The following is a 1,259-nucleotide window of genomic DNA, read 5'->3' on the forward strand; positions in this document are numbered from 1 at the left end:
GACACCGGTTTCAGCCAATCTGCTGAAGGTGTTGACCTTCAACGCGGGCGTCACCAAAAATGACACGACCCTGCGGACGAGTTTCCCGTATGAGCAACACCCCTGGCGTGCCTTCACCGGCAACCAGTATGTGGGACCAAAATCATCGACCGCAGCCACTCAACCCCTGTCCGTAACCGTGGTGAGCTACGACTGCACGACGGGTAACATCACCTTCGGACGCGTTGGTGGCGATCCTAACCGGGTGGTCGAGTTTGCGGCAGCCGGGGTTGTCAACGGTGGATACGGTACCAGCACGAATCGGAAAATCGAAGATGAGCTGCGCAAGGATGCGAACAGCCGCAAGATCCTCAAGGTGTTTGGCCGCTATGTGGGTGTGCCGATGTCGGAGGTTAGTTTCGACTTCGATTTCCGTACCCCTTGTGGTATGATGGGAGGAGCCCGCGCTGCAGCTGAACAGGTGGAGCCGATGCTGGTACGGGTAATCGGTAACCCAACGGTAGGTGACGACGTAACCGTAGAAGTAAGCGGAGCAACGGGTCAGTCAGTACGGTTAGGCATCACCAACAGCCAGGGTCGTTTGCTGAATCAGCAGACCATTGGGGAAGCGGGTGCCACCGAACGCCGGACATTGCGGTTAGGTCAGCAACCGGGCGTTTATTTCATACAGGTAACGACGCCAACCGAACGCAGGACGGTTAAGATTATCCGCAACTAACAACTTATCAAGCTGGTGGATGAGTGGGTTTGGGTTCGTAGTGTTCCTGAAAAACGACAAACCTAAACCTACTCATCCACCAGCTTATTTCTTTATATCCCTCACAACAATGTACACGATCATTCCTAAGCAAGTCTTCTGCGGTTGTATGCCTGCTCTGCTGGCCCTGCTGCTTTTTGCGCAGACTGGCTGCAAAAACAATGAAAACAAAGGGCAGGAGACAACCCAAACGACGGGTTCTGCGCTTGATATTCCACCCCTTTTTGAGCGCCGTGGCGAATTGGCGGGAGCCGTTGAGTGGCAAAAAACGAAAGAGAAGGTGGCAGAACTGACCAAGAAAATCAGCGATAAGCCTAACGAGGTGAAGCCCCGGCTTCAGATTGCGATGATCTACTTGTCGGAGGCCCGCATCACCGGCGAACACCCTTACTATTACCCCGCTATTCTTCGGGTTCTGGACGGCGTACTGAGTATAGACCCGAAAAACTTCGAGGCAACGACGTTCAAGTCATCGGTAAAAATGTCGCAGCACCAGTTTGCT

1 protein-coding gene and 1 pseudogene are annotated in these 1,259 nt (G+C 53.7%); both read left to right on the forward strand.

Annotated elements, in window-relative coordinates:
- The coding region (locus tag FH603_RS28095) for a T9SS type A sorting domain-containing protein (protein ID WP_186742676.1) at nucleotides 1-718 on the forward strand (718 nt) is incomplete at its 5' end.
- 109 nt (nucleotides 719-827) lie between these two features.
- Nucleotides 828-1,259, forward strand: a pseudogene (locus tag FH603_RS28100) (tetratricopeptide repeat protein); the annotation flags it as partial.

Origin of the sequence: Spirosoma utsteinense, assembly GCF_014282275.1 — a bacterium.
In the GTDB taxonomy this organism is placed as follows: Bacteria; Bacteroidota; Bacteroidia; order Cytophagales; family Spirosomataceae; genus Spirosoma; species Spirosoma utsteinense.